At 35.9% G+C, this 20,829-nt stretch carries 17 protein-coding genes and 3 tRNA genes; 11 read left to right on the top strand and 9 right to left on the bottom strand.

Annotated elements, in window-relative coordinates; translation table 11 throughout:
• Positions 1-243: 243 nt before the first annotated feature.
• Entirely contained in the window at positions 244-1,203 is a 960-nt protein-coding gene (locus DIT68_RS00625) for a DUF3078 domain-containing protein (RefSeq protein ID WP_109357879.1), read from the bottom strand.
• Between the two features lie 180 nt (positions 1,204-1,383).
• Between DIT68_RS00625 and DIT68_RS00620 the strand changes: the two genes are divergently transcribed.
• A complete protein-coding gene (locus DIT68_RS00620) occupies positions 1,384-2,562 on the top strand; it encodes an acetyl-CoA C-acyltransferase (RefSeq protein ID WP_109358314.1) in 1,179 nt (392 codons plus the stop codon).
• Positions 2,563-2,710: 148 nt separating this feature from the next.
• Here DIT68_RS00620 and DIT68_RS00615 read toward each other — a convergent pair whose 3' ends face one another.
• Positions 2,711-3,556: a DUF2911 domain-containing protein gene (locus tag DIT68_RS00615; RefSeq protein ID WP_158276077.1), complete on the bottom strand. Its 846-nt coding sequence runs from the start codon at positions 3,554-3,556 to the stop codon at positions 2,711-2,713.
• Positions 3,557-3,960: 404 nt separating this feature from the next.
• Between DIT68_RS00615 and DIT68_RS00610 the strand changes: the two genes are divergently transcribed.
• The 4 genes from DIT68_RS00610 (at position 3,961) to DIT68_RS00595 (ending at position 9,723) form a co-directional block, all read left to right on the top strand.
• On the top strand, positions 3,961-5,121 hold the full coding sequence (locus tag DIT68_RS00610; protein ID WP_109357877.1) for a DUF748 domain-containing protein: 1,161 nt from the start codon (positions 3,961-3,963) through the stop codon (positions 5,119-5,121).
• Between the two features lie 254 nt (positions 5,122-5,375).
• Positions 5,376-7,346, top strand: coding sequence for a M1 family aminopeptidase (locus DIT68_RS00605; protein ID WP_109357876.1), 1,971 nt, complete (start codon positions 5,376-5,378; stop codon positions 7,344-7,346).
• Between the two features lie 276 nt (positions 7,347-7,622).
• Positions 7,623-8,930: an NAD(P)/FAD-dependent oxidoreductase gene (locus DIT68_RS00600; RefSeq protein ID WP_109357875.1), complete on the top strand. Its 1,308-nt coding sequence runs from the start codon at positions 7,623-7,625 to the stop codon at positions 8,928-8,930.
• A 127-nt stretch (positions 8,931-9,057) separates the two neighbouring features.
• Positions 9,058-9,723, top strand: a complete 666-nt coding sequence (locus DIT68_RS00595) for a peroxiredoxin (protein WP_199223359.1) — start codon at positions 9,058-9,060, stop codon at positions 9,721-9,723.
• Positions 9,724-10,398: 675 nt separating this feature from the next.
• On the opposite strand, the gene DIT68_RS00590 is transcribed toward DIT68_RS00595, so the two are convergent.
• The 7 genes from DIT68_RS00590 to rpmH form a co-directional block, all read right to left on the bottom strand.
• A tRNA-Arg gene (locus DIT68_RS00590) sits at positions 10,399-10,472 on the bottom strand.
• Between the two features lie 66 nt (positions 10,473-10,538).
• Positions 10,539-10,613 (bottom strand) — tRNA-Pro (locus tag DIT68_RS00585).
• Between the two features lie 273 nt (positions 10,614-10,886).
• Positions 10,887-10,973 (bottom strand) — tRNA-Ser (locus DIT68_RS00580).
• A gap of 134 nt (positions 10,974-11,107) precedes the next feature.
• The gene (locus tag DIT68_RS00575; RefSeq protein ID WP_109357873.1) at positions 11,108-11,701 is read right to left on the bottom strand and encodes a hypothetical protein; all 594 of its coding nucleotides are present in this window, start codon (positions 11,699-11,701) and stop codon (positions 11,108-11,110) included.
• Between the two features lie 193 nt (positions 11,702-11,894).
• The gene (gene map / locus DIT68_RS00570) at positions 11,895-12,683 is read right to left on the bottom strand and encodes a type I methionyl aminopeptidase (protein WP_109357872.1); all 789 of its coding nucleotides are present in this window, start codon (positions 12,681-12,683) and stop codon (positions 11,895-11,897) included.
• Positions 12,684-12,775: 92 nt separating this feature from the next.
• Entirely contained in the window at positions 12,776-13,987 is a 1,212-nt protein-coding gene (sucC, locus tag DIT68_RS00565; RefSeq protein ID WP_109357871.1) for an ADP-forming succinate--CoA ligase subunit beta, read from the bottom strand.
• A 185-nt stretch (positions 13,988-14,172) separates the two neighbouring features.
• The gene (gene rpmH, locus DIT68_RS00560) at positions 14,173-14,331 is read right to left on the bottom strand and encodes a 50S ribosomal protein L34 (RefSeq protein ID WP_107037836.1); all 159 of its coding nucleotides are present in this window, start codon (positions 14,329-14,331) and stop codon (positions 14,173-14,175) included.
• Positions 14,332-14,503: 172 nt separating this feature from the next.
• Here rpmH and DIT68_RS00555 point away from each other — a divergent pair, with 172 nt between their 5' ends.
• From DIT68_RS00555 to DIT68_RS00530, 6 genes are all read left to right on the top strand, one after another.
• Positions 14,504-16,327: an ABC transporter ATP-binding protein gene (locus DIT68_RS00555; RefSeq protein ID WP_109357870.1), complete on the top strand. Its 1,824-nt coding sequence runs from the start codon at positions 14,504-14,506 to the stop codon at positions 16,325-16,327.
• A 145-nt stretch (positions 16,328-16,472) separates the two neighbouring features.
• Positions 16,473-17,417, top strand: coding sequence for a DUF6089 family protein (locus DIT68_RS00550; protein ID WP_109357869.1), 945 nt, complete (start codon positions 16,473-16,475; stop codon positions 17,415-17,417).
• An 88-nt stretch (positions 17,418-17,505) separates the two neighbouring features.
• The gene (locus DIT68_RS00545) at positions 17,506-18,528 is read left to right on the top strand and encodes a quinone-dependent dihydroorotate dehydrogenase (protein WP_109357868.1); all 1,023 of its coding nucleotides are present in this window, start codon (positions 17,506-17,508) and stop codon (positions 18,526-18,528) included.
• Between the two features lie 21 nt (positions 18,529-18,549).
• On the top strand, positions 18,550-19,404 hold the full coding sequence (locus DIT68_RS00540; protein ID WP_109357867.1) for a hydroxymethylglutaryl-CoA lyase: 855 nt from the start codon (positions 18,550-18,552) through the stop codon (positions 19,402-19,404).
• A gap of 12 nt (positions 19,405-19,416) precedes the next feature.
• The gene (locus tag DIT68_RS00535) at positions 19,417-20,106 is read left to right on the top strand and encodes a GIN domain-containing protein (protein WP_109357866.1); all 690 of its coding nucleotides are present in this window, start codon (positions 19,417-19,419) and stop codon (positions 20,104-20,106) included.
• A complete protein-coding gene (locus tag DIT68_RS00530; RefSeq protein ID WP_109357865.1) occupies positions 20,103-20,825 on the top strand; it encodes a hypothetical protein in 723 nt (240 codons plus the stop codon). Before DIT68_RS00535 ends, DIT68_RS00530 begins: the two co-directional genes overlap by 4 nt.
• Positions 20,826-20,829 lie beyond the last annotated feature (4 nt).

Genomic DNA, 20,829 nt, shown 5'->3' with positions numbered 1-20,829 from the left:
ATTGGCTGTCATTCATGGTTCAATTTTACAACAAATTACGATACAAAAATCAAGTTGGTGAAAATAATTTTTAGTTGCCTATTTTAGCCACCATTTCCGCTTCCAAACTTTAGTTTACTTGTCTTTTTATTTAGTCAATATTATTTGCGTGTGCTTCACAAGGTCGCAAGCGCAAATCATTTTCCTAAAAGAAAAAAGCCCCAACAGTTACGTCAAGGCTTTAAGTTTAAAAAGGAGGTTTCCCTACTTTTTCTTTTCTTCAAAATTAGCTAAACGATAATTAATTCCTAGACCAATAACTTGTTTAAACTGTGTTCTTGGACCTACATTTCCGTCTCTGTCTTCAATCTTCACATCGTCGTCGTAAACCAAGTTCAATTGTAAGTTAGCAGAAAACCATTTATTTACTTTAAAATCAAGAATCAACTCTCCGTTAACATCGATATTCTCCGGGTTTTCCATGTAGTTAGAGAAGAACTCAACACGAGATCTCAACCCTATATTCTCCATTAATTCTTTCTTATAGATGATACGTAAATACGCTCCTAATTCAGCTCTAAAAGTTTCGCCAGATTTCACTAAATCTCCCATACTATTAAATTCTGCAGGTGCTACGCCAAATGCACCAGAGTCAGACAATGCTTGGTCTTGAACAAATGTAAGCTTTCCTGACAAAGGAGAAAGCAGCACTTTTAAATTGTCATTAGGAATATATTCAATACCCAAAGAGATATTCACATAACCAGGGGCCATAAAAGTTGAGGAACGGACAGAATCTCCTGGATTCGAATAACCATCTATAAATTGAGTTCTAAAACCACCTAAAAAGGAAAGAAACCAAGGATCTTTTAATCCATAGGACAAAGTTGATTGAACATCCAAAACATCGTCTGTTTTTTCAATATCCTCATCAAAATATTGAATTCCACCAATACCTGCTGATAAGGAGCTTGCCCATCTTATTCTGTCCTTTTTATAATCTGCCATCGCATTGATAAAACCTAGTCCAGAAACATTATTTCGACCACCGCTTGCCCAATTGGTAAAAGTGGATTGCGTAACATTCAAAGAAAATTTACTTTCCAGTTTCCAATTCGAAGGTTCTTTTATTGTAGGTGGTAACTCCGAATCATCCTGAGCTATGATTGCTGGAATTGTGAAAATACTTAATAGTCCTAGGAAGGTAATTTCTTTAAAATTCATTCTCAATATTTTTGTATAAATGTCAGTAATTTAAAATCGGCGCAAAATTGATGATATTTTTAAATAAATCCTAATTGTTAAACATTTAAGAGACACAACAAGCAGTTATTCACTTATAATGATGTTAAAAGTGAAGAATTTTGTACTTTCGTGCCAATTAAAAAGAAAATTAACAGAATCATGAAAGAAGTTTATATTATTTCAGCTGTGCGTACACCGATGGGAAGCTTCCTTGGAGCTTTATCTACTGTTTCAGCGACACAATTGGGAGCAACTGCAATCAAAGGAGCAATTGCAAAAGCCAACATTAAAACAGAAGACATCAATGAAGTTTTCATGGGAAATGTTCTTTCAGCAAATTTAGGTCAAGCACCTGCCCGCCAAGCCTCTATGTTTGCCGGAATTTCTGATCAAGTTCCTGCCACAACGGTCAACAAAGTTTGTGCTTCAGGAATGAAAGCATTATCATTAGCTGCTCAAACAATTCTTGCAGGAGACAACCATATAGTTGTTGCTGGTGGAATGGAGAACATGAGCCAAGTTCCTCACTACGTTAATTCACGAAATGGTCAGAAACTAGGTGATATTAAGATGGCCGACGGAATGATTAAAGATGGTTTAACTGATGTATATGGTCAAGTTCACATGGGTTCTTGTGCAGATGAATGCGCAACAGAATACAAATTCTCACGTGAAGATCAAGATAAATTTGCTATCAACTCGTACGAAAAAGCAGCAAAAGCTTGGGAAGAAGGAAAATTCAAAGAAGAAGTAGTTCCTGTTGAAGTACCTCAAAGAAGAGGAGAACCGGTTGTTGTTTCAGTGGATGAAGAATATACAAACGTAAAATTAGACAGAATACCAACATTGCGTCCAGCCTTCAATAAAGAAGGAACAGTAACCGCAGCAAATGCTTCAACATTAAATGATGGAGCTTCTGCATTGATTTTGGCATCCAAAGAAGCTGTTGAAAAACACGGATTAAAGCCAATCGCTAAGATTGTTGGATATGCTGATGCTTCACAAGAGCCAAAATGGTTTACAACTGCTCCAGCAAAAGCATTGCCTATAGCATTGGATAAAGCAGGTATTTCTAAAGACGATGTTGACTTTTGGGAATTGAATGAAGCTTTCTCTGTGGTTGGTTTAGCAAACACTAAAATTTTAGGAATAGACCCAGAAAAAGTTGATGTAAATGGAGGTGCTGTTGCGCTTGGACATCCTCTTGGAAACTCTGGTTCTAGAATCATTGTAACACTAATTAATGTGTTAAAACAAAACGGTGGTAAATATGGAGCTGCTGGTATTTGTAACGGTGGTGGTGGTGCCTCTGCAATGGTTATTGAAAATATTGACTAGGGTTTATATTTCTCTATCAGAAAAGACGAAGGGGCGATTTTACAATCGCCCCTTTTTTTACAACTTCATCTCAATCAACGAAATACTGCCTGCTTCGAAAGGGCTGATTTTCATCAATGAATTAAATCAACTGACCTCCAGCCAAGTTTTATTTACTCCATTTTTTGATTGACTCTTCATTTTTACGAACGTACTCCTCGCTTCCTGCTTCTTTAGCCATTTTCAAAGACAATTTTGCAGTTTCAATTGCTTCCTCATTTCTTCCCATTGCACCAAGAATTAAGGCTTTGTTTCTGATGTAGTAAAAAGGTGCATTGTCGTGCATAGCAATTGATTTATTAATATACTCCAACGCACTTTCTAATTCTATGTTTGCATTTAAATAGTAGTTTGCCGCATCGTAATAATCACGACCAGATGGACTTCCTTTCATGGCTGCCTGAATAGATGCAGTTGCTAATTCCTTAGTTGGCAAATCAACTCTAATAGGTAGTTTAGTGTGCTCCCATTCAACTACTAAATCAAAATAGTCAACATCCAAATTATCAAAAGAAATCGTGAAAGTTTCTACTTTATTTTTGTTCTTTGTTACAGGAACAACCGTTTCAGCCACAACTTTTGATGCATCCCAATTTGCAGGCAATCCCCAATTGTCAGTTCCATTATAAAGTGTAATTGTCCATTCTTTCTCTCCGACTAAAGCATACATTGCATACTCTCCCGCAGCAACTTTAGTTCCTCCAAAATTCACCTCAGTATCAAAAGATATTGTAGTATTTTTGTTTGCACCAAAACGCCATTTTTTTCCTTCTGGTAAAATATCCTTATGCATGTCTCTTCCGCGCAATGAAGGACGATAATAGTCTACTTCAATCTCTGTAAGACCAACAGTTTGCTCAACTTCAGCTTTTGGACTCAACGCTGGAGTCTTTACTTGAGCTGTAGTTGCTACACTAATCAATAATCCACCTAATAAAAACAATGTTTTCTTCATAATAATTAAATTTTTCATCAAATATAGAGATTTGTGCTCACCTAAGCGAGCGCATAATGCTAAATAGTGTAAATTGTTAGATTGAAATTAAAAGCACTTTTTTCTGAGCAAAAAAAAACATAAAACAGATAAAAAGTGTTAATTGAAATCAGCTTTTATCATCAGTTACGTATTTCTTGCTCTCCTGAATCTTCACTCACTACAAAACACAAGCTACTGAAAATAAATGCAATAAAATCCAAATCGGTGATTTTTCCTTGGAGTGAGTAATTGATTAATCCAAAGGTCATTGTCTTTTTGTCTTGTTATAATTTTAAATAAAATTACTATTTTAGAAAGGAACTAATTGTCAGCGAACAAATTACCCATAATAACTTTAAGGAAAAATTTAACAAATAACATTTATGAACCAATTAAAAGAAACCATCTACCCTTCAAATCCAAAAAAACGAAGAAGAAGAACCATACTATTTGTGTTTATTCTACTCATTATAGGCGTTCGAATTTGGCTTCCCTTTTTTCTAAAAGATAAACTAGTAGCGGCAGTAAATGAAGTTGAAGGTTATGAATGCACATTGGGAGATCTTGATTTATCTATTTTTCGTGGTGCCATGGTTTTACAAGAGTTTGAAATAAAAATTACTGAAAATGCTGTAACCAAACCTTTTGTTTATTGTAAGAATGCAGATATCTCTGTTGAATGGAGAGCCATTTTTCACGGTTCCATTGTTAGTGAGATTATTCTAGATCAACTAGAACTTTATTTTGCTGATGGTAAAACTGAAGAGGAAGAACAAACAGGAGATGCTTCATGGGTTGAACCAATTATAGACTTTATACCACTTAAAATCAACCGATTTGTAATTAACAAAGGCCAAATTGAATTTGAAAATATGGTTTCTGAGCCACCAGTAAACTTAAAATTGACAGAGATTCAACTGGCTGTTGAAAACCTCACAAACTCCACAGACGAAGAGAAGGCCTTACCTTCTCATTTGAAATTAACTTCTAAGGTTTTAAACAACGGAAACCTCCATGTTGAAGGAGATTTAAATATCCTGAAGGATTTACCTGATATGGACTTAAATATAGACATCAAAAAAGTAGATTTATTAGAGTTGAATGCTTTTACAATGGCTTATGCCAATTTCGATTTTGAACGTGGAGAATTTGCACTTGCTTCTGAATTCGCAATGTTGGATGGAGAAGCTAAAGGCTATGTCAAACCTATTTTAAACGAAGTTAAAGTCCTCAATTTTAAAGATGACACGCCAGTCTTAAACGGTTTTTGGCAAGCGTTTGTAGGTCTAACATTTAACATCACTAAAAACTTAAAAAAGGACAGAACAGGAACAAAAATTCCAATCTCAGGGAAAATAGATGATCCCAACATTGAAATAGGAGCTACAATTGTGAATATCTTTAGAAATGCTTTCATCAAGGCCTATGAAGCAGAAGTAGACAACACCATAAGTCTAAAGGACATAGCCAAAGAACAAGACGATAGAACTTTCTGGGAAAAGTTTAAAGGCTTATTCACAAACGACGATAAAGAAGACAATTAATCATTTTAAAGCGACTAAAATTCAAATAAGTAGTGCGCCGGAGGAGATTTACCACATTTTTAAATAAATTTAGGAGCCAGTAAAAATAGTAAGTACCAACTCAGTAAATAACAAATGCGAGCTAAGCAAATTCTGAAAAAGACGCTATCAGTTGAAACTTTAAGCTCAGCCCGATTCCTCTCCATATTAGCATTACAGGCAAAAAGGAGAACAAACAATAATTTTAAACTCAATTTTTAAACAAAAAAGTAGCTATGAACACATATAATCGCGGTTTTCTTTTGATCACCATTTCCATATTATTCAACTTTTCGGTATTATCCCAAGAAAACCACCGATACTGCTCTAAAAGAGACGCTTTTTTGAACGCTCAATTAAAAAGTCCAAACTTGAATCTTCAGGAAATAGCACAAGCTAAAAAGTACGATGTGCACTTTTATGCTTTAGATGTGACCATGGATAACCTATCAACAGATATTGCAGGAACAAGTGAGATTCATGGAATAACTAATGAAAATTTAGATTCTGTTCTTTTTGAGCTTTTTTCAAGCTTTACTATTTCTGAAATTAGAGTAGACAACTCTCCCACTCCTTTCAATAGAATTGGTTCTACAATAAAGGTTCCTGTGAATTTATTACAAAACCAAAACTTTAAAATTGCGGTAGATTATAATGGAACGCCTCCCAACTCCTCCACCACTCCATTTGGCGGATCGGGAATGTCGAACGATTCCTCTCCTTCTTGGGGAAATCAAGTTACTTGGTCTTTATCGGAACCCTTTTCTGCCTATGAATGGTTTCCTGTTAAGCAAGATTTAAGAGATAAAGCAGACAGTGTATCAGTAAAAATCACTGTTCCAAATAACTGTAAAGCAGGCTCAAATGGTGTATTAGAAAATGTTGTTAATCTAGGAAATGGAACTTCTCGTTACGAATGGTTTCACAGACACCCTATTGCCTACTATTTGATCTCTGTTGCGGTTGCCGAATATGTTGAGTATAATGTTACTGCTAACCCTGTAGGCTCTCCAAATCCAGTAGTCATCCAAAACTATATTTACAACAATCCTTCAACACTTCCTTATTTCCAAAGTGATATAGACGAAACTGTGAACTTTATGGAGCTATTCGCTGAATTGTTTGGTAGATACCCTTATGATGACGAAAAATACGGTCATTGCATGGCACCTTTGAGTGGTGGTATGGAGCACCAAACAATGACCACTCAAGGATTTTTCGAAAAAGGTTTAACCGCACATGAACTAGGACATCAGTGGTGGGGAAACAATGTAACTTGTGCTTCGTGGTCAGACATTTGGGTGAATGAAGGCTTCGCCTCATATGCAAGTCATTTAGTACTTGAGTATCTATATCCAGCTCAAGCACCAGCAAATATGAATGATGTGCATGATAATGTAAAAAGTATTCCGGGTGGTAGTATTTGGGTAACCGATAGTTTAAATGCAGCTGCCATTTTTAGCGGGCGCTTGTCGTATGACAAAGGAGCAGCCTTCGTTCATACATTAAGATTTTTAATGAATGATGATTCATTGTTTTTTCAAGCGCTAAAAGAATTTCAAATAAATTATAAAGACAGTCTAGCCATAGGCTTAGATGTAAGAAATCAATTAAATATGATGTCAACTGTTAATTTTGATGATGCGTTTGACCAATGGTATTTTGGTGAAGGTTTCCCCACTTATAGCACAAGGTATAACACAATAGGTAACGACTTATATTTTGAAATTAGCCACACCAGTTCTAGTTCTACCCCTACATTCACCAATCCTTTAGAAATTAAGTTTAGCAGAATAGGACTAGCGGATACAACCATAAGAATCAATATTTCCAGTAACAGTGATCACTTTGTTATTCCAAGCATTGGTGGGGAAGTGACCAGTGCTGAAATAGATCCAAATAATTGGATTATCAACAATGTGGGAGTTAATGTAAAAGATGAAAATTATTTATCAACACAAAAGGAATCAGAAGCAATAACATTGGATGTTTTCCCTAATCCGTCGAGCAATGAGATTAATATAACGATAAACAATCAAGGTAAAAATAATATTCAGCTCATTAACATGCAAGGGAAATCGGTTCTTTCAAAAAGCTTTAACATCCAAACAAAAATTAACATAAGTAATTATGAATCTGGTTTTTACATCGTAAAAATAACGAATAACACGGGGAATCAGTGGATTAAAACAATAGTGAAAAATTAATACAAATGCTTGTCGGAAATTTTACCATCAGCTTAATAAATTAAAATAGAAAATGGTTTCCTCTTTAATTTGGCAGGATCCTTTCCCTTGTTGAAAATTTTGATTTTCAACGATGGAAAGGATGATCGCTTTAAGAGTTAGCGGATAAACGAGAAAAAAACAACGTCATTTCGGTTAATGAATTACTAAGAAATTCAACTCAAAGTAACAATAGTTACATTAAATTGGTTTTAAAGCAGTTAAGTTTATGATTTAAATCATAAAACTAAAAGCTCAATGAAAAAACATTACGAAATCCTAATTATAGGAGGTGGAACCGCTGGTATTATGTCGGCCGCTCAACTTTTAAGACAAAAAAAATCGAAAAGCATAGCCATTATTGAACCTGCTGATACACACTATTATCAGCCAGCTTGGACCTTGGTTGGAGCCGGAACTTATAGCTTTGACAAAACCGCAAAACCAATGGCTGAAATGATTCCGAAAGGCGCTGATTGGATTAAGGATAAAGTTACTGAATTTGAAGCAGATAAAAACAGCATAAAAACCGACAATTCTGGAGATATTAGTTACGATTATTTAGTTGTAGCTCCTGGATTGGCCTATGACTTTAGTCTTGTTCCTGGATTGGGAGACGCAATGGATAAAGGTGTTGTTTGCAGTAATTATACCAACCCAAAGCACACTTGGGATGTGGTGAAAAACTTTAAAGGAGGCGTTGCATTATTTACTCAACCAGCAACCCCAATCAAGTGCGGAGGTGCTCCTCAAAAAATCATGTATTTAGCAGAGGACTATTGGCGTAAAAATAACATTAGATCTAAATCAGAAATTTTATTTGCTACCGCTGGAACAGTTATTTTTGGAACAAAGGTCATTGCAGACACCCTAATGAAAGTAGTTGAGCGAAAGGATATTAATTTACGATTCAATCACAAACTTGTAAAAGTTGACGGTGAAAAACAAATCGCTTGGTATGATTTAACCAAAGATATCAAAGCCGGTGGCTGTATTGTCATGTCGGGGGAAAATGACGGAAAATACATCGATGAATCATTCCAATATAATTACAAAGATGTGAAAGTAACGAAGAAAGATGGCCTTTATGGTATTCATTTTGACATGCTTCATACCGCACCACCCTCTGTAGCGCCAAAATTTGTAAGAGAGTCCAATTTGGTAAATGAAGCAGGATGGCTAGATGTTGATATTCATAGTTTACAACATAAAAAGTATCCTAATATATTCGGGATTGGTGATGTAGCCGCCTTGCCAACGGCCAAAACTGGAGCTGCTGTGAGAAAACAAGTACCTATCATTACGGATAATATAGCAATGCTTATTAATCATAAAAAATTAGGTTCAAAATCTTACAAGGGCTACTCCTCCTGCCCTTTAGTAACAGACTATGGTAAAATGGTTCTCGCTGAATTCGATTACGAAGGAAACTTTACACCGGATCCAAAGTTAAAGCGAATGCTGATCACGGACAGCTCAAAAGAACATTGGAGACTGTGGATGTTTAAGAAATTCATGTTGCCTTATTTATATTGGAACAGAATGATGAAAGGGAAGAACGTTTAGGTTAATTATTAATGTTTAGCGAATTGGTATGTACTTCCCAAAGTATCAAAGGTTACCGTGCAAGAGCAAAGAATCCAGTACCTTAGCATAAATAAGAAATAGATAATTAACTAAAAAATAAATAGAGATGGAAAATCAAGAAGAATGCGTTGAAAAAGTTTATCCAATGCCAAGAATAGGTGATGTTGCACCAGATTTTGAAGCGGTGACCACAAAAGGGAAAATGAAAATGTCAGAGTTCGCCAAAGACAAGTGGGTAGTCATGTTTTCTCACCCTGCTGATTTCACACCGGTTTGCACAACTGAAATGAGTGGTTTCGCAGTAAGAAAGCCTGAATTCGATGCTTTAAACACAGAGCTTTTAGGCCTAAGTATAGACAGTATTCATTCTCACTTGGGATGGGTACAAAATGTGAGAGAAAACACGGGAGTATATTTTGACTTTCCAATTATTGCAGACATCGACATGAATGTTTCAAAGCTTTACGGAATGCTGCAACCCAATGAAAGTGAAACGGCTGCAGTAAGAGCAGTTTTCTTTATCGATCCCGAAAAGAAAATACGTTTAATCATGTATTACCCATTAAACGTAGGTCGTAATATGGATGAAATACTTCGTTCGTTGGATGCGCTGCAAACATCAGATAAACACAAAGTAGCAATGCCATTAGACTGGCAGCGCGGAGATAAAGTAATTGTGCCTGCACCAAGCACACTGGAAGCATTAGACGAAAGATTAGTTGATGATTCCGTTGAAAAAACAACTTGGTACCTGGCAAAGAAAAGTATTTAAAGCCTTACGTGCTAAAAGTAAGAAACCATATAAAGAAGAGCTTCCGTGAGGAGGCTCTTTTTATTTGTGTACAATGAACAGAAAGATATTCTTTAAAAATTACGATAAAACTTTAATTGGAGCAATCTTAAGAAGCTTAGAGAGAACAGTCCCCTATTGATTCTAAAAAAAGGCATTGTGTTCCTAAGGAACACTAGTCTTTTTTCGTTTTGTAGAACCTTGTAAGCTTTTCTAAAAATGATGAGCCATTCAGAAAGAAAGGATTATAGATCCTTAACGGCACCGAATTCCGAATAAAAGCTTTGTATTCTTAAGGAACACTAGGCTTTTTTCGTTTTGTAGAACCTTGTAAGCTTTTCTAAAAATGATGAGCCATTCAGAAAGAAAGGATTATAGATCCTTAACGGCACCGAATTCCGAATAAAAGCTTTGTGTTCTTAAGGAACACTAGTCTTTTTTCGTTTTGTAGAACCTTGTAAGCTTTTCTAAAAATGATGAGCCATTCAGAAAGAAAGGATTATAGATCCTTAACGGCTCCGAATTCCGAATAAAAGCTTTGTGTTCTTAAGGAACACTAGTCTTTTTTCGTTTTGTAGAACCTTGTAAGCTTTTCAAGCTTACAGACTTCTACAAAACGAAAAAAGCCTTCACTATCGTGAAAGCTTTTATTCTTAGTGAGCCCGAAAGGATTCGAACCTTTGACCGCCTCCTTAGAAGGGAGGTGCTCTATCCAGCTGAGCTACGAGCCCTAGTTTTAAACTAGTGCGAAACACACTTTTAATCAAAAAAAGGGGATGAAATCAATCATCCCCTTGTCGGGGTGGCAGGATTCGAACCTGCGACCTCCTCGTCCCAAACGAGGCGCGATGACCGGGCTACGCTACACCCCGAACTGGTCTTTTGATTAAAATTTTTATTCAGTAACGTTTTACCGAACTATCTGACTTTCTTGGGCGAAAGCGCAGATTCTAATTCTATTATTTCAAAGTGACGCATGTTAATGTTTCACTTGCGGACGGCAAAGATAGTAACTCTTTTTAAGTTAACAAGCAGTTTTTTTAATTATTTTTAAATCTTTTTTATTTGATTTAAAATCAACTCTTTACTGTTTGTTTATTTTTCGAATAGTTGCTATTCTTAAAACTCAATTTGTCGACACGATGCGGAGAGACAGGGATTCGAACCCTGGATACAGTTGCCCGTATAACACCTTAGCAGGGTGCCGCTTTCAGCCACTCAGCCATCTCTCCGTTTTTCAAAACCAAACATTCCGTTTGAATGTTTGTCGCAACCTGTTCCGTTGCGGACTGCAAAAATACGAATTACTTAGACTATTCAAATCATTTTAATGAAAAAAGTAGATGTTTTTTTTAAAAATAAATACCTACAAAATGTAAGTTATTCGTTCAATGATAGTTATTACTGCAACTCCATTTAAAACCAACAATATTTTTTCATACTTTTCTTCTCTTTCTTCGTTTTTACCCAACCTTTCGAATATAAAAAATAAAATAGCCACTAAAATCATCCCCCAATCAAATACAATTTGATCCTTCAAGATAATCGTTAAAGGAATAATCGCAGAAGAAATAATAAGTGGTAAATAAAATTTTGTTGACCTATACCCCATCTCAAGCACTAACATATAAGTTAACGCAATAAATGCGGCAATGGCTCCCATTAGCACAAAAGGCTCTACATTATTAATGTAAAAGTCGACCATTTCATAATCAAAAAAGATTTCCACGAAATATTGCCCAACAAAAATCAAAGACACCATCCAAACCAAAAGAGAAATTCTTAATAATGGAGAGAAGTCATTCCGTGAAACAGAAACATAGGCAATAAGAAAGGCAGCAAAAAGAAAAGGCTTAAGCGGAATTGGTGGAATAAAAGTCCCCAAATCAAAAAGACTTACCAAACCATACAACCCATAAATCAAACTACCTATAATAACCGACTTTCGTAAAGCTTCCATATCCTTAAAAATTTACATAATTACTCACTAGTACCTGAACAAAAACTTATCACAATTGAAACCATTCCTTTTTGTTGTTGCTCCCCTAATTTTTAACCGTCTGATGCGAAAACATCAGCACATTAAAATATGAACAACTTTCTTTAAAAACAGTTCAATTTTTACATCTGCCGATTTCAGCTCAAACCTTAGGTTAAGAGACATTATCTTTCTTTGCTAATGCCTCTTCAACATATTTGAAAGTAGACAGCACATCTGGTTCTCCATTTACAACCGCAACATCATGTTCAAAATGCGCACTGGCCTGTCCATCTCCTGTTGCAATCGTCCAATTATCTTCTAAATACCTAATTTGCTCGGTACCAATATTTATCATGGGCTCAATGGCAATGGTTAACCCTTCTTTAATTTTTTTACCCCTGCCTCTACGACCATAGTTTGGAATTTGAGGCTCTTCATGCATAGTTTGTCCTATTCCATGTCCAACCAACTCTCTAACCACACCGTATCCATTATCTTCGGCGTGTTTTTGAATATGGTAACCAATATCTCCCAATCTGTTACCTACTCTAGTTTGAGCTATTCCGATCTCCAAGCATTCTTTAGTTACTTTCAGCAACCTTAACTTTTCCTCCGACACATTACCCACTGCAAAAGTATAGGCATGATCGCCATAATATCCGTCTAAAATAGCACCACAATCTACAGAGACAATATCACCATCTTTTATGGGCTCATTTCTTGGGTATCCATGAACAACTTCATCGTTTACAGAAATACACAAAGTATTAGGAAAATCGTATAAACCTAGGAAACCAGGCTCAGCATTCTGAGAGCGAATATAATTTTCAGCAATCGTATCTAACTCCAGTGTGGTCACACCTACATCAATTGCCTCAGCAACTTTCCCAAGCGTTCTACTCACTACCTGAGCAGCTGCTCTCATCAACTCTATTTCTTCTTTTGTTTTATAAATTATCATTTTCCAGCTAATAAAATTTCTAAAAAAGTCTCCTAAAAGAAAAAAGGGAACAAATGAATGCTCCCTAATTTTAATATGTTACATCCTAAGATTTAAGATAAGACCTTCTTCACTAGATCCGCAGCTTCTTGTAAAAGAACAGCAGAGTGAACGTCTAAACCTGAATCATCAATTAATTGCTTTGCTTCAACAGCATTTGTTCCTTGCAAACGAACGATAAGAGGAACAGGAATTCCACCCATGTTTTTGTATGCATCAACAATACCTTGTGCTACACGATCACATCTTACGATACCACCAAAGATATTGATTAGGATGGCTTTCACGTTATCATCTTTAAGAATGATTTCGAACGCCTTCTCAACACGAGCAGCATCAGCAGTACCACCAACGTCCAAGAAGTTCGCTGGATTACCACCTGATTGCTTGATTATATCCATTGTCGCCATCGCTAGTCCTGCACCATTTACCATACAACCAACGTTTCCGTCTAGTTTCACAAAGTTCAATCCAGCCTCATCCGCTTCAACTTCCGCAGGATCTTCCTCTGTTTTGTCACGCATTTCTGCATAATCTTTATGACGGTATAATGCAGATGCATCCAAAGTTACTTTCGCATCAACTGCGATAATTTTATCGTCAGATGTTTTCAGCACTGGGTTAATTTCAAACATTGATGCATCACAACCGATGTATGCATTATATAAAGAACTAACAAATTTTGTCATTTCCTTAAATGCTTTTCCGCTCAATCCTAAATTGAAGGCTACCTTTCTTGCCTGAAAACCTTGCAAACCTACACGTGGGTCTACTTCCTCCTTAAAGATAAGGTGTGGAGTCTCTTCAGCAACAGTTTCGATATCCATTCCTCCTTCTGTAGAATAAATGATAACGTTTCTACCTTTATCACGGTCCATCAAGACAGACATATAGATTTCAGAAGTTTCACTCTCACCAGGATAATAAACATCCTCAGCAATCATTACTTTATTCACTTTTTTAGCTACTCCGTTTGTTTGAGCTGTTTCAAGGTGACCACCTAAGATCCCTTTCACAACCTCCTCTACTTTGTCAATTCCTTTCGCTAAAACAACTCCGTGAGAACCTGTTTCTTCAATCGTTCCTTTCCCACGACCTCCTGCGTGAATTTGCGCTTTAACAACATACCATTCAGTACCTGTTTTTTCCGTTAATTCTTTTGCTTTGGCTACAGAATCAGCAACGTTATCAATAACAACGCTCTCCTGAATAGCTACTCCAAAACTTTTTAAAATTGATTTCCCTTGATATTCGTGTAAATTCATTATTTGACTTATTTATTTCGGCACTAAATTAATCTTATTTCAACCAAATTTCAAGATTATGACACTTAAAATTATCAAAAGCCACATAATTCTGTAGTATTGAGTGGAATAATAAAAAAAGTACTATTAAACAAAAAAAGCCCACCTGAAATTGATGGACTATTAACAATATTATCTATAAGTGCCTAGCGTTTTGCTAACTTATTGCTAGAAACTGTTAAACTTTTTCTTCCTTTCTTACGACGTGCAGCTAATACTCTACGTCCATTCTTAGTAGCCATACGACTACGGAATCCATGCTTGTTTCTTCTTTTACGCTGTGATGGTTGAAATGTTCTTTTCATGACCTATTTTATTATAAATTAAAATTCTCTTTCTATTTAAGGTTGGCAAAGATAGTGCTTTTTTGTATTAAACAAAACGCAAATGCAAAAATATTATTTTTTAATCGATATCCACACTTCTTACATTAACTTTGCAAATTAAATTTAGTTACAATTACATATATCATTAAGCATGCTTAAACCAAAAGGCAAGAAAAAAGAACGAATCAAACTAAGTAAAGAGTCCGTACAAAAAGCGAAGAAAATCTTTAGCTACCTCAAACCCTACAGAGCCTATTTCCTACTGGGCTGGGTGTTTTTAATTATTTCCTCTTCTGCTGGCTTGCTATTTCCTTATCTACTAGGGCAATTACTTGGTAGCGACCTTCCATCAGAAACATCAAATCCAAGCAACCAAGATCTGCTCAACGGATTAAACCTAGATAACATTAATAGTGTTGCCTTATTACTCGTCGTCCTACTAATAATACAAAGTGTTGCTTCTTTTTTTAGGGTCGTTATCTTCACAAAAGTAACAGAAAGAACAATGCGAGACATTCGTAAAGACGCTTTCGATAAATTGATATATATGCCAATGGACTTCTTTAACAAGAATAAGGTTGGTGAATTAACAAGTAGAATTGCAGCAGATATCACTTTAATTCAAGACACCTTAAGAACTACGGTTGCAGAATTATTCAGACAAGTGATCATCATCATAGGATCTATTATTTTCATTACTATTGTTTCCTGGAGACTCGCCTTAATAATGCTAGCAACCGTACCTGTAATGGCATTAATAGCAGTAGTTTTTGGAAGATTCATACGAAAACTAAGCAAAAAAGCACAAGATCACTCAGCTACCTCGAACTCAATCATTGAAGAAAGTTTAATGGGAATAACCAACGTAAAAACATTTACGAATGAATTATTCATGATTGCGAAATACAGAAATTCAATTGAAACGATTAAGAAATTAAACATTAAGAGTGGAAACTGGAGAGGTCTATTCATTTCTTTTATAATTACATGTCTTTTCGGAGCCATTATTTTCATCATTTGGCAAGGACTACATATGACTGTAGGACCAGACGCTACGCTAGACAAAGGAGATTTCTTTGCTTTTGTCATGTTTACCGTATTCATGGGCGCAAGCATAGGATCAATACCGGATCTCTATGCATCTATGCAAAAAGCAATCGGGTCAACTGAGCACTTAATGAATATTATTGCAGAAAAAACAGAAGAACAAATTCACACGGGTAAAAACGAAGCAGCAATTCATGGAGATGTTGAATTTAAGAAAGTCTCTTTCCATTATCCTCAGAGACCTGAATTTAAGGTATTAAATGAGCTTTCATTTTCTGCTAAACGCGGAGACAAGATAGCCCTGGTAGGAGCATCAGGAGCTGGAAAATCGACAATTGCATCTTTACTACAAAGGTTCTACTCCCCTACTTCTGGTTCCTATACGATAGATGGACACAATGTGGAAGATTACGATTTAAATCATTTACGAAAAAACATGGCACTTGTTCCACAGGAAGTTATTCTATTTAGTGGTTCAATAAAAGAAAATATTTTATTTGGAAAGCAAGACGCCACTGATGAAGAAGTTGAAATGGCTGCAAAAAAAGCCAATGCCTTTGACTTTATTTCTTCTTTTCCAGAAGGATTTGAAACCGAAGTTGGTGATCGCGGAATACAACTCTCAGGTGGACAAAAACAAAGAATTGCTATTGCTAGGGCTATTCTAAAAGATCCAAACATTCTAATTTTAGATGAAGCTACATCAGCACTTGATGCTGAATCAGAAAGATTAGTGCAGGAAGCACTGGACCGATTAATGGAAAATAGAACTTCATTTATCATTGCACACAGACTTTCAACCATTAGAAAAGCGGACACTATTCTAGTAATGGAAAATGGTAAAGTAGTTGAACAAGGAACTCACGAAGAGCTGATAGTGAAAGAGAACGGTGTTTACGCTAACTTGAATGAATTACAGATTAATTAAGTAGTGAACTACAAAGCAATTATTAAAAAACTCGTATTTGAATTAAGCAATAATTGGCTTGAATTGAATATTTTAGTTTGATTTTTTGAAGATTACTTTATATATTTGTATCTTTAAATACTAAGAAACTCGTCAAAAACAATAAATGAGAAGAATTCTACTTTTTTTCCTTGTGCTCAGCTCAAGCATCGTCTTTGGCCAAAACAGTGGTGGTTTCGGGAATTCCAAAAATTGGTCTCTAAACAAACATGAGGTATTTTTCAATATCGGTTCTACTCATTTCTTAGGAGATTTAGGAGGATTAAACAGAGAGGGTACGCAAAAATCATTGGTCGATTTAGATTTATCTAGCACTAGAATAGGTGGTGGAATTGGATATAGATTTCGATTTCATCCAAGATGGGCTACCTCAACCCAATTGCAATTTGGAATTGTCTCTGGAGCAGATGCGAATACAGATGAAGTAATTAGAAGAAGTAGAAACCTATCTTTTAGATCCCCAATTTTAGAATTAAGTCAACGTGTTGAGTTTATAGTATTATCAAAAGAGGAAGGAGGAGCAAGATACTCTCGACTAGGTACTAAAGGAAGGTCAACGAAAGCCGATATGCTATACGTTTTCTCGGGAATATCAGGGTTTTATTACAATCCACAGACGCAAATCAATGGTTCTTGGACAAATTTAAGACCGCTTAGAACCGAAGGACAAGGTTTACCAGGAGGTCAGGAAGAATATGGTAAATTTAGTATAGCCATACCCATGGGAATTGGTTTAAAATTCGCAATTGGAAAATTCTGGAGATTGGGAATGGAAGTTTCATTCAACAAAACATTCACCGATTACATAGATGACGTAAGTACGGATTACTACGACCCTGAAGTATTAGCCAAAAAAGTAGGGAAAGATGCAGTTTACGCAGCAGATCCATCGATAGAAAATCACACTTGGTTTACTGCTGGACAACAAAGAGGAAACCCGGATGATAAGGATGCTTATATTTTCACAAACCTGACCGTAACCAGAAACATCACTTACAAGAAAACTAGAGGAATGTCTAGAGGTAGATGGAACGGTAGAACGAAATTCTAAAATCGGATTAAATGAAATATTATTAGGTGAGGTGACCCCTCACCTTTTTTTATTTCTATTTTTGTGAAAACAATTAACTCAGTTTAATATGTACGCATCAATTAAGCGCTTCTTTTTTCTTTTCGACCCAGAAAAAATCCATTATTTTACTTTTAAACTTATCAAAACAACACTCTCCATTCCTGGAATGAAAGCTCTATGGAAAAAGTGGTTTGTGTTAGAAGACAAAAGGCTTGAAAGAGAACTATTTGGTTTGAAATTTAAAAATCCAGTAGGCTTGGCGGCTGGCTTTGACAAAAACGGAAAGCTTTTTAATGATTTAGAATATACTGGTTTTGGATTTATCGAAGTAGGAACCGTTACACCTAAAGCGCAAGATGGAAACCCCAAAAAACGCTTGTTCAGATTGGTGGAAGACGAGGCCATCATCAACAGGATGGGCTTCAACAATGACGGCTTGGAGGCACTGGTTGAAGAACTGAAAAACCGAAAAACTAAACTTATTATTGGAGGAAACATTGGTAAGAATAAAATTACTCCAAATGAAAACGCGGTCGATGATTATGTAAAATGCTTTGAAGCACTTTATCAATACGTAGACTATTTCGTTGTCAATGTGAGTTCTCCAAACACGCCTAATTTGCGTGAGCTTCAAGACAAGGAGCCACTAACAGCCCTCCTTATTACGCTTAAAAAGTTAAATGCTTCCAAAAGCGTTCAGCGACCAATATTATTAAAAATTGCTCCTGATCTCACCGACGAACAATTAGACGATATTATAGATATTGTTGCCACCACAAAAATCGATGGTATCATCGCAACAAATACAACAATTGACAGGTCTAACTTAAAGACAAAAAATGTCGAATCTATAGGAGCTGGAGGTCTTTCTGGAAAACCTTTAACAAAAAGATCTACAGAAGTTGTTCGTTATCTACATAAAAATTCCAATGCTAGTTTTCCAATCATAGGTGTTGGTGGAATACATTCTGCAGAAGACGCTTTAGAAAAATTTGAAGCTGGCGCATCACTTGTACAATTATACACTGGATTCATCTATGAAGGCCCTAAATTAATCAAGAAAATAAACGAAGCCTTATTAAAATCATAAGCTTTTACTATATTCGTAACTATGGAAAATTTAAAAATAATTGAGTGTCCTAGAGATGCTATGCAAGGAATTAGTGAATTCATTCCAACAACAACGAAGATTTCATACATCAATGAAATATTAAAAGTGGGCTTCGACACAGTAGATTTTGGAAGTTTTGTTTCTCCAAAAGCAATTCCTCAAATGAGAGACACCGCAAGTGTTTTAGACAAACTAGATCTTTCAAAAACACAATCAAAATTATTAGCTATTGTGGCTAACGAAAGAGGTGCTAAGGACGCAGCTACATTTGAAGAAATTGATTATTTAGGCTACCCCTTCTCTATCTCGGAAACATTTCAACAGCGAAATACAAACACATCCATTGAGGGAAGCTTGAATCGACTGGAGAACATTCAAAATACAGCAATCAATTCAAACAAAAAACTAGTTGTTTATCTATCCATGGGATTTGGAAATCCATACGGTGACGACTGGAACACTGAAACAGTCCTAAAGTGGGCTTCAAGACTCAACAAAGAACTAGGAATCGATATTTTATCACTCTCTGACACAATTGGTGTTTCAGAACCTGGAACAATCACTAGTATTTTGAATGGAATACTTCCTGAACTACCAAATGCTGAGATTGGAGTTCATTTACACACCACTCCTGACACTTATCAAGAGAAGGTTAAAGCAGCCTATGATGCAGGGTGCAGAAGATTTGACGGTGCAATAAGAGGCTTTGGCGGATGTCCTATGGCAAAAGATGATTTGGTCGGAAATATGCCTACAGAAAAAATGGTTGAATGGTTTTCAAACAACAACATTAGAACCAACCTCAATTTAACCGCATTAAACGATGCAGTTAACCAAAGTAATTACGTATTCTAAACTAGCGATTAAATGAAGTTTTTAATATTTATCGCCTTTTCATTTGGCTTGTTTTCATCCCATTATGCACAGGAAGTGACCGCATTCGAACTGTCTAATTTTGAACGTTTGATAGTGATAGGAAACTTTCCCCTTGAAGTTATAAGCTCAGATCGAAAAGAAGCCATCGTTGACAAAATTGGATCCAAAGCAAACTTGGACAATTTATCTTTTTCTTATAGTCAAAAAACGCTTACGATAAAATATAGCGGCAGTTTCGTTGAAGAAGTAGGTATTGAATTAACGCTCTTTCACCCTGGTTTAATTTCAGCAATAGAAGCAAGAAGAGGTGCTCAGGTGAAAGTAAGAGATGCAGGAACTTTTACCTCCACGGTTAGTTACAAAGCAGACTCCGGCGGTAAATTTGTGGTGGATAAAGTTTATGCACCCCTAGTAAAGGCGGAAGTAACAAAAGGAGGCTCCATAAGTATCAATGGAGAAACTCCAATCTTTGAACCCACAGTTAAAACAGGCGGAACCATAGCTTCTGTAAGACTAATTTCTAAAGAAGTGAATGCAAACGTTGCTTTAGGGGGTGAAATCATATGTGCTCCAATAGAAGTTTTAAATGCAAATGTAACCAGCGGTGGGACAATAAGCTATACGGGTAATCCGAAGGTAACGCAAAAAGTAACCCTCGGTGGAACTATTGAAAAAATATGAAACTGAGACTCATTTCCATATCAATTCTATTTTTACTTTTCTCTTGTACTGATGATTCAGAGGAAAAGAATGAGGACACCATTGCATTTATGGAGTACCCTGGTGAAATAGAACAAAAGAAAGAGCTAAATAGCGATAGCGCTCCAATTCATTCACCCGATGATTTACCCGAAAATTTCAACCCAGACACCATAAAAACCGATGCTTTATTTAAAATAGGAGGTTTTGATGACAAAATCTATTATGATTTATTGATTGAGACCCATTTATGCAATCCAAACTACAGCGATTCAATAAGTGATGGTTCAACGCCATGCAGTTCGCGTTTTTTCAATTTTTACCCTTACAACCACAAACGGAAAATTGATGACGCCTTTCTTTTGCAAATTAAAGCAGGAGTTAACAACTATCCCTACAGAAGGCTTTTAATTTTTGTGAGAGAAAGGGGAAAACTTGTTTTAATGAATGGTATAGTAGGCTATTTAGTTGAACGAATTTCCCGTCCCAACGAAATAGATGATTTAATTGTCGCAGTATTTGATGATTTAGGCAACGATAAATTTGATCGATATGATGTTTTACTGAGATACAAGGACGGAAAATATCATTTTGTTGAGGCTATTGGAGATTTGAAAGGAAAATTCGAGTCAGAAGATTTAAAAAGAAGGGCTTCTAAGGCCATATTAGAGCGTATAAACGAAAAAGAACTCATCTTTTGAAAAA

The sequence above is a fragment of the Brumimicrobium oceani genome, assembly GCF_003143775.1.
Taxonomy (GTDB): Bacteria; Bacteroidota; Bacteroidia; order Flavobacteriales_D; family Crocinitomicaceae; genus Brumimicrobium; species Brumimicrobium oceani.
Note: the sequence above shows the minus strand (reverse complement) of the source record. Positions and strands in the feature narration are given on the sequence as shown.